Origin of the sequence: Pseudomonas sp. UBA3153 (assembly GCF_002364635.1) — a bacterium.
GTDB lineage: Bacteria > Pseudomonadota > Gammaproteobacteria > Pseudomonadales > Pseudomonadaceae > Pseudomonas_O > Pseudomonas_O kuykendallii.
Genome location: NZ_DEYR01000035.1, coordinates 234,203 through 242,282 on the forward strand (window position 1 = coordinate 234,203; position 8,080 = coordinate 242,282).

Here is an 8,080-nt window from a genome sequence, read left to right on the forward strand (position 1 = left end):
CCGGTTCCCCCGGCCCTGGGCGACTCAGGCGAGGCTCTTGCTGACCACCTCGTAGACGTCGCTGGAAAGCTCCCCCGAGGCCAGAATGCGCTCCAGCTCGGCCTTCATCAGCGCCTGCCGAGCGGCGTCGTATTTGCGCCAACGGGTCAGCGGCGACAGCTGACGCGCGGCGATTTGCGGGTTCAGCGCGTTGAGCGCGATGATCTGGTCAGCCAGGAAGCGGTAGCCGCTGCCATCGACGGCGTGGAAGTTGACCAGGTTCTGCCCGGCGAAGGCGCCGATCAGCGCGCGCACTTTGTTCGGGTTCTTCAGGGTGAAGGCCGGATGCTTCATCAGCTCCTTCACCCGCTCGAGCCCGCCCGGCAGGTAGCTGGCGGCCTGCACGCTGAACCACTGGTCCATCACCAGCGGGTTGTCCTTGAAGTGCTCGGCGAACATCTGCAACGCCCTGCCGCGCTCGGCCTCGAACGGCGAGTTGACCAGCACCGCCAGCGCCGTCAGGCGTTCGGTCATGTTGTCGCTGTTGTCGAACTGATCCACGCAGGCGGCCAGCACCTCGGGGTCGTTGCCCAGCATCAGGTACGACAGCGCGATGTTCTGCAGCGCGCGCCGGGCGAAGTGACTTTCCTCGGCAACATAGGGCGAGTGGCGCGACACCTCGCGGTTGGCCTGGTAGCGCCGCCACAGCGGGGCGAACAGGGCCTCGCCGATCTGCGCGCGGGCGAACTCGCGGGCGGCGTGGATGGCGTCGATGTCGGCCACTTCGCTGAGCTCGCTGAGGTAGGCGGCGCCCGGCAGGGAGAGCATCTCGGCGACCATCGCCTGATCCAGTGACTCATCCTCGATCAGGCTGCGCAGCGCATGCAGCAAACGCGGGTCGAGCACCAGGGCCTCACCGCGCTGGTGCTGGCCGATCAGTTCCTGCAGCACCTGCACGGACAGCTGCTGGCCGGCTTCCCAGCGGTTGAAACCGTCTGAGTCGTGCTGCATGAGGAACATCAACTGGTCGCGGTCGTAGGGGAAGCTCAGCTTGACCGGCGCCGAGAAGCCGCGCAGCAACGAGGGCAATGGCTTGGCGGCGATGCCGACGAAGCTGAACGACTGCTCGGCCTCGGTCACCGAGAGCACGCGGCTGCTGGCGGCGGCGGCCTCGCCGTCCAGGCGCAGCGGCAGGTCGTTGCCCTGCGCGTCCAGCAGGCCGAGGGCCACGGGAATCACGAAGGGCTCCTTGGTCGGCTGGCCCGGGGTTGGCGGGCAGCTCTGGCGGAACGTCAGGGTGTAGCGCTGCGCGGCGGCATCATAGGCCTCGCTGACCTCCAGGCGCGGCGTGCCGGATTGGCTGTACCAGCGCTTGAACTGGGTGAGGTCGACGCCATTGGCGTCTTCCATGGCCTTGACGAAGTCGTCGCAGGTCACCGCCTGGCCGTCGTGGCGCTCGAAGTAGAGGTCGCTGCCCTTGCGGAAGCCTTCGCTGCCGAGCAGCGTGCGGATCATGCCGACCACTTCCGAACCCTTCTCGTAGACGGTCAGGGTGTAGAAGTTGGAAATCTCGATGAACGAGTCCGGGCGCACCGAATGCGCCATCGGGCCGCTGTCCTCGGCGAACTGGTGGGTACGCAGGAAGGCCACGTCCTCGATGCGCTTGACCGTCGCCGAGTTCATGTCGGACGAGAAGCCGGCATCGCGGAACACGGTGAAGCCTTCCTTGAGCGACAGCTGGAACCAGTCGCGGCAGGTCACGCGGTTGCCCGACCAGTTGTGAAAGTACTCGTGGGCGACGATCGCCTCGACGCGCTGGTGGGCGGCGTCGGTGGCGGTCTCGGCGCGGGCCAGCACGGCGCTGGAGTTGAAGATGTTGAGGCCCTTGTTCTCCATCGCGCCCATGTTGAAGTCGTTCACCGCGACGATCATGAAGATGTCCAGGTCGTACTCGCGACCGTAGGCCTCTTCGTCCCAGCGCATGGACTTCTTCAGGCTGTCCATGGCGTGCTGGCACTTGTCGATGTTCTCCGGCTCGACGTAGATGCGCAGGGCGACGTTACGCCCGCTCATCGTGGTGAAGCTGTCCTCGACGCACCAGAGGTCACCGGCGACCAGGGCAAACAGGTACGCCGGTTTCTTGAAGGGGTCTTCCCAGGTGGCCCAATGGCGACCGCCCTCCTCGCTGCCGCTGGCCACCGGGTTGCCGTTGGAGAGCAGCACCGGGTAGTGATGCTGCTCGGCGCTCACCGTGGTGGTGAATTTGCTCATCACGTCCGGCCGATCGAGGTAGTAGGTGATCTTGCGGAAGCCCTCGGCCTCGCACTGGGTGCAGAACATGCTGCCGGACTTGTACAGACCTTCCAGCGCGGTGTTGCTCTCCGGGTGGATGCGCACCGTGCTGTCGACGGTGAACTGCGCCGCGGTCGGCTGCAGGGTCAGGTGGCTGTCATCGAGTTGATAGTCGCCGGGCGCAAGCTCGCGGTCGTCCAGCGATACCGCGATCAGCTCCAGCTCCTGGCCGTCGAGGACCAGCGGCGGCAGCCCGGCGCCCGGCAGCCCGGCGCCCTTCTCCGGGTTGCGCCGCATCACCAGTTGCGCGTGGACCAGCGTGTGGTCCTCGTGCAGTTCGAAGGTCAGGGTGGTTTCGTCGATCAGGTAGTCCGGCGCCTGATAGTCCTTCAGGTAGATCGTCTTGGCTTGCTCGGTGCGCATCTTTCGGCTCCTGGCGGTCCCGGCAGGCGGCCGGGGCGGGAATGGGTCAGGCCGATACCAGCAACTGGTACGCCGTGTACTTGCGAATGTTGATCACGCCGGTATCGAAGATCAGGTACTGGCCCTTGATGCCCATCAGGGTACCTTCGACGACGGGCGTCTTGTCCAGATCGAAACTGACCACTTTGGTCGGATAGGCGTGCACCGGATAACGGATCTCCAGCGGTGCCACCTCGGTGATCGGCTGGATCGCCTGCAGACCGAAACGCTGCTGCAAGGCCAGCAGCCCTTCGGCGCAGTGGTCGAGCAGACGGTCGCGCTCGGCGATCAGGTCCAGCGGCGGAGCATCGCCCTTGAGCAACGTGCGCCAGTTGGTGCGGTCGGCGACCTGGCTGCGCAGGAGGTCCTCGACCAGCCCGGACTGCTGGCGGGTGGCGACCCGCAGGATCGGCAGTGCCTGGCTGGCGCCCTGGTCGAGCCAGCGCGTCGGCATCTGGCTGGCGCGGGTGATCCCCACTTTCACCGCCGACGAGTTGGCCAGGTAGACCACGTGATCGGTCATGCAGAAGCTGGTGCCCCACTCGGGATCGCGGCAGGTGCCCAGCTCATGGTGGCAGCGCTCGGGGCTTACGATGCACAGATCGCACTGCGGCAACCGGGTGAAGCACGGGTAGCAGTAGCCCTGGCTGAAACTCTTGCGGGTCTGGCGCCCGCAATGGCTGCAGTGGATCGCGCCGAGGTATTCCAGGCGCAGCGAGCGGCCGATCAGCGGATTGACCGGAACCTTCCGCTCGCCGAGACGAAAGGCGTACTGCACCGGTGCATCGAGGCGCACCGACATCTTGCTCAGGGCACCGCGGCCCAGCTCGCTCAACACGACTCGGACCTCAATGTACGGTGTCCGACTTGAACAGGATCTGCGGCTCCGGCTTGGCGTGCGATGCACACTGCTGGCTGATGTAGCCGGTGCGTTCCTCTTCCGGCAGGTTCTGCAGCTCCCAGGCGATCACCGCCTGCAGGCTCAGCTCCTTCTGCTCCTGGGTCAGCTTGCGGCCATCCGGCCACTTGCCGATCTCAACGGCGAGCTTGAGGCTCTGGTAGATCTCGGGGGTGATGTTCTCGATCATCTCGGAAAAAGTCGACATGGCAGCTCCGCAGTCGGGGAATGCCGCCATTCTACCGGAATGCCCGCCGTGGCGAGCGCCGCTCGCGATGCGACGACGCGGGTGGGCTGAAGCCCACCCTACGGTGCTACTGCAATGAGCGGCGGGCCAGCAGGCCGCCGATCAGGCCGGTCGCGCAGCCGGCGATCAGGCCGGTGACGTGGGCAGCATTGGCGATGGAGCCGAAGCCCAGCGCGCCGATCACGCCGGACAGGCATACCAGCAGCCAGATCAGCATCATCCCCAGCACGCCCCTGGGCAACTGGTAGGCCGGATTGGGCGCCAGGCGCTGGAAGATCCAGCAGTGGCCGAGCAGCCCGTAGAGCACGCCGGAGAGTCCGCCGAACAGCGCCGGGCCGCCGAACAGGTACTGCCCGACGTTCGACGCCAGGCTGAACAGCAGCGTCAGCGCCAGCAGCATCGAAGCGCCCTGGCGCCCCTCGATGCGCCCGCCCAGCTCCCAGTACCACAGGGCGTTCATCGCCAGGTGAAGGAAGCCGAAATGCAGCAGCATCGGCGTGACCAGCCGCCACCACTCGCCGGCATCCAGGCTCACCGCCAGCGGGACGAACTGCAGGTAGTCGCCCTGGATGCGGAAGTCCTGGAAGGTCAGCCAGCGGAGGCTGGCGAGGTTGTCGCCAAGGAACGTCAGCGCCGCGACGATAAGCGTCAGCAGCAGCACGCCAGCGGTGGCCGGGCTGCGTTTTAAGCGCGCCAGCGGGCTGGCGGACGGCCGCACGAAACGGCTCGGTGGCTGCTCCGGATTGCCGTGCGGAAAACGCGTGTAGAGATCGCGGACCTGCTCCGCCAGTTCCTCGCCCGGCACCCAGAGCACCTGCTCGCCGGATTCCTCGCTGACCCGGTACGGAACGTTCAGGCTGCGCAACAGGCCGACGAAGCCGCTGAGGTCGGTGGCGATCGGCAGGCGCATGGCGGCGACGCGGCTCATCGCAGCGACTCCGGCCGCTCGACGTCGACCCAGACGAACTTGTGCGGATCGAGGCGGCGCTCGTCGTCCAGGCGATAGGCGACCAGCTTGCCGTACATCACCGCGCTGTAGTCCAGGCAGGCCAGGTTGCCGCGGATGGGCGCCGGCTTGCCGGTGCGCCAGTAGTGGCCGACGAACAGCAGTGGCTCGTGCGGGCCGTAGAGGAACAGCCGGCTTTTCTGAGTCTCCGATAGCGGCATCTCGGCGACGCTGTCCGGCAGCGCGTCCGGCTGGAACACGATATCGCCGTAGGTGGCCGGGCTCTCCTCCCAGAACTTGGTGCGGAACGTGCGCCGGGTGAAGCCTTCCTCGCTGGTCAGGGTCAGCCCGTGCGGCAGCGGCAGGTCGGTGCCGCGCAGCAGGCGATCGAACACCGTGCAGGCGAAGCTGCCTTTCACCGCCGAGGCCTGGACGAACGGCTCGTCGACGCGGCCGTCGGCGAACTGCGCGCGCAGCGGTTCGATCAGGCTGCTGTCCCAGCAGGCGTGCACCAGGCGGAAACGCCCGGCGTCGATGAACAGCGGCAGCTCATAGAACCAGCCGAGGAAGTCCCGCCAGTCGGCCGGGTGGCCGTCGAACTGCGCCAGCGTCTCGCGGATCATCCGCTCGTGGCGCGGCGTGTGTTCGCGCACGAAGCTGCAGCCGCTGCCCGGCGGCGCCGGCGTGCTCCAGCCCAGCGCGTTGAATTCGTGGTTGCCCATGATGCACAGCGCCTGCCCCGCCGCGACCATGTCGCGCACCAGGTGCAGCGCCTCGCGCACCCGTGGGCCGCGGTCGACGATGTCGCCGAGGAACAGCACCATCCGCCGCGGATGCCGCCAGACACCCGCCTGGCGGTGATAGCCAAGCCCGTCGAGCAGGCGTTCGAGAGTCCGTGCGCAGCCATGCACGTCACCGATCAGGTCGTAGCCGCGCGCGGGGTCGAGCATCAGTCGCCTCCGCCCAGCCGACTGCCCCAGCCCAGCTTGGTCCGGCACACCTCGTAGTAGTTGTGGTCCAGCGGGTGGATCAGGTGGAGCTTTTGCGGTTTCTTCTTGATCGTCACGGTATCGCCTGGCGCGCAGGTGAAATGGTTCTGTCCGTCGCATGAGACCTGCGGATAGATCTGCATGTTCGGCGACACGACGATCTTCAGCTCGCTGTTGCCGTCGACCACGATCGGCCGGCTGGATAGCGTGTGTGGGTACATCGGCACGATGACGATGGCGTCCAGCTTGGGGTGCATGATCGGCCCGCCGGCGGACAGCGAATAAGCCGTGGAGCCGGTCGGCGTGGCGATGATCAGGCCGTCGGCCTTCTGGCTGCAGACGAACTGACCGTCGATGTGCAGCTCGAACTCGATCATCCGCGTCGACTTGCCGGGGTGCAGCACCACGTCGTTGAGCGCGTCGCCCTCGCCGATGGAATCACCGTTGCGGCGCACCTCGGCTTCCAGAAGGAAGCGGTTCTCCACGCTGTACTGGCCATCGAGCACCTCACCGACCTTGGCTTCCAGATCGTCCGGGCGGATGTCGGTGAGGAAGCCCAGGCTGCCACGGTTGATGCCCAGCACCGGGACCTTCGACCAGGCCAGCGCACGCGCCGCGCCGAGCATGCTGCCGTCGCCGCCGACCACGATCACCAGGTCGCAGATCTCGCCGAGAATGCGCCGCGAGGCGGTCTGCAGGTTGTGCCCGGGCACTACTTCGGCGATGGATTCCTCGAGGACCACGTGCAGGTGGCGGTCCAGCAGGAAGCGTTTGAGTCGGCGAACGGTCTCCAGCACCTGCGAACTGCCGAGGCGACCGATGATGCCGATATTGCGAAATTGCTCCATGGGGATTCCAGGGCTCGGGCTAGCGGAGAGGCGGATTATGGGCGAAAGGTCCGCCGCAGACCAACGGCAAAGCCACCGGCCACTGGCGTGAGACCACCGCGCTAGCGCGCTTTCTCCCTTGCGCCAGCGCCACCGAAGCCTGCGCTATGCTCGCAGCATGCAGCCCTTCGCCCCGCTCGCCGACCTGCCCCGCCGCTTCCAGTCCGCCGCCGTGCGCGACCTGGCCTGGGCACTGCTGTCCGCGCCGCTGCTGGAGGACGCGCCCTGGGCGCAGCGTCATCCGCTCACCGGCAGTGCCTGGGCCGACGACCCGCAGCGACTGGCGGCCTGGCTGTGGCGACTGGATGACGACGACCGCACGCTGCGCGACTGGCTGCAACGCCACCCGATCCGCCGCCTCGGCCTGTATTACGAACAGCTCTGGCAGTTCGCCCTGCACGCTGCGCCGGATATCGAGCTGATCGCCGCCAACCTGCCGATCCGCGAAGGCAACCGCACGCTGGGCGAACTCGACCTGCTGCTGCGAGATGGCGCGGGCGTGCATCACCTGGAACTGGCGATGAAGCTCTACCTCGGCCCAGATGAACGCGACGGCGGCGATCCGGCGAACTGGATCGGGCCCGGCGGACGTGATCGTCTCGATCTGAAACTGGAGCGCCTGAGCAGCCACCAACTGCCTCTTTCCGCGCGCCCCGAAGGCCTCGCCGCGCTCCAAGCGCTGGGCGTGCGCCAGGCCGACGCCCGCCTGTGGCTCGGCGGCTGCCTGTTCTACCCCTGGCCCGACGGCTGCGCGTCGCCGCTCGGCGCCCATCCGGCGCACGACCGTGGGCGTTGGGTCCACCGGCGCGACTGGCCGGCGTTCGCCGCCGCGCAGGGCTCCGGCAGCTGGCAACCGCTTCCGCGCCAGGCCTGGCTGGCGCCTGCGCGGGTGACCACCGACGAACGCTGGCAGCCACCGCAGTTCGGCGACTGGCTGGCGGCGTTGCCGGCAGACAGTCGCGCACAACTGCTGGTGCGGCTGCAAGCGGACGGCCACGGCGCCTGGCAGGAAGTCGAGCGGGTGTTTCTGATCGCCGATCGATGGCCGCATTTGGGCGAATGAGCCTCAGGCGCCGGACAGGCCGCGACGCCCCTGCAACCCACCGGTGTGAACGAAGATCAGCCGGGTGCCCGCGGCGAACCGCCCGGCCTCGACGGCGTCGCGCAGCGCGAGCAGCGCCTTGCCGGTGTACAGCGGCTCAAGTGGCATGCCGCTGTGGCGCTCGCTGTCGGCGATGAAGCTGCGCAGCGGCGCGTCGACGCGGGCGAAACCGCCGCGGCTGGCCGAATGCAGCCGATAGCCGCCATCGTCCAGACCCGCGTCGGCGAGCACGTCGCCGATGCGCCGCGCCACCCCGTGGTCGTCCGGCACCGAGATCG

7 protein-coding genes and 1 pseudogene are annotated in these 8,080 nt (G+C 67.6%); 1 reads left to right on the forward strand and 7 read right to left on the reverse strand.

The window, feature by feature from the left end; all coding sequences use genetic code 11:
• Positions 1-24: 24 nt before the first annotated feature.
• The 6 genes from pepN to B2X67_RS09345 all read right to left on the reverse strand — a co-directional run bounded on the left by pepN (position 25) and on the right by B2X67_RS09345 (position 6,661).
• Positions 25-2,694 carry an aminopeptidase N gene (gene pepN / locus B2X67_RS09320; RefSeq protein ID WP_286785308.1) on the reverse strand — a complete coding sequence of 890 codons (2,670 nt, stop codon included), beginning with the start codon at positions 2,692-2,694 and terminating at the stop codon, positions 25-27.
• Between the two features lie 46 nt (positions 2,695-2,740).
• On the reverse strand, positions 2,741-3,568 hold the full coding sequence (locus B2X67_RS09325) for a DUF2797 domain-containing protein (RefSeq protein ID WP_286785309.1): 828 nt from the start codon (positions 3,566-3,568) through the stop codon (positions 2,741-2,743).
• A 13-nt stretch (positions 3,569-3,581) separates the two neighbouring features.
• Positions 3,582-3,839 (reverse strand): YeaC family protein, encoded by a 258-nt coding sequence (locus B2X67_RS09330; RefSeq protein WP_282343815.1) that lies wholly within the window; start codon positions 3,837-3,839, stop codon positions 3,582-3,584.
• A gap of 106 nt (positions 3,840-3,945) precedes the next feature.
• Entirely contained in the window at positions 3,946-4,806 is an 861-nt protein-coding gene (locus B2X67_RS09335) for a rhomboid family intramembrane serine protease (protein WP_286785310.1), read from the reverse strand.
• Positions 4,803-5,777 carry a metallophosphoesterase gene (locus B2X67_RS09340; RefSeq protein ID WP_376747747.1) on the reverse strand — a complete coding sequence of 325 codons (975 nt, stop codon included), beginning with the start codon at positions 5,775-5,777 and terminating at the stop codon, positions 4,803-4,805. The genes B2X67_RS09335 and B2X67_RS09340 overlap by 4 nt, the downstream gene beginning before the upstream one ends.
• Positions 5,774-6,661, reverse strand: a complete 888-nt coding sequence (locus B2X67_RS09345) for an NAD(+) kinase (RefSeq protein WP_282343809.1) — start codon at positions 6,659-6,661, stop codon at positions 5,774-5,776. The genes B2X67_RS09340 and B2X67_RS09345 overlap by 4 nt, the downstream gene beginning before the upstream one ends.
• Positions 6,662-6,818: 157 nt before the next feature.
• Between B2X67_RS09345 and B2X67_RS09350 the strand changes: the two genes are divergently transcribed.
• Positions 6,819-7,763, forward strand: a complete 945-nt coding sequence (locus B2X67_RS09350; RefSeq protein ID WP_282343807.1) for a DUF1853 family protein — start codon at positions 6,819-6,821, stop codon at positions 7,761-7,763.
• Between the two features lie 3 nt (positions 7,764-7,766).
• Here B2X67_RS09350 and B2X67_RS09355 read toward each other — a convergent pair.
• Positions 7,767-8,080, reverse strand: a pseudogene (locus tag B2X67_RS09355) (1-aminocyclopropane-1-carboxylate deaminase); the annotation flags it as partial.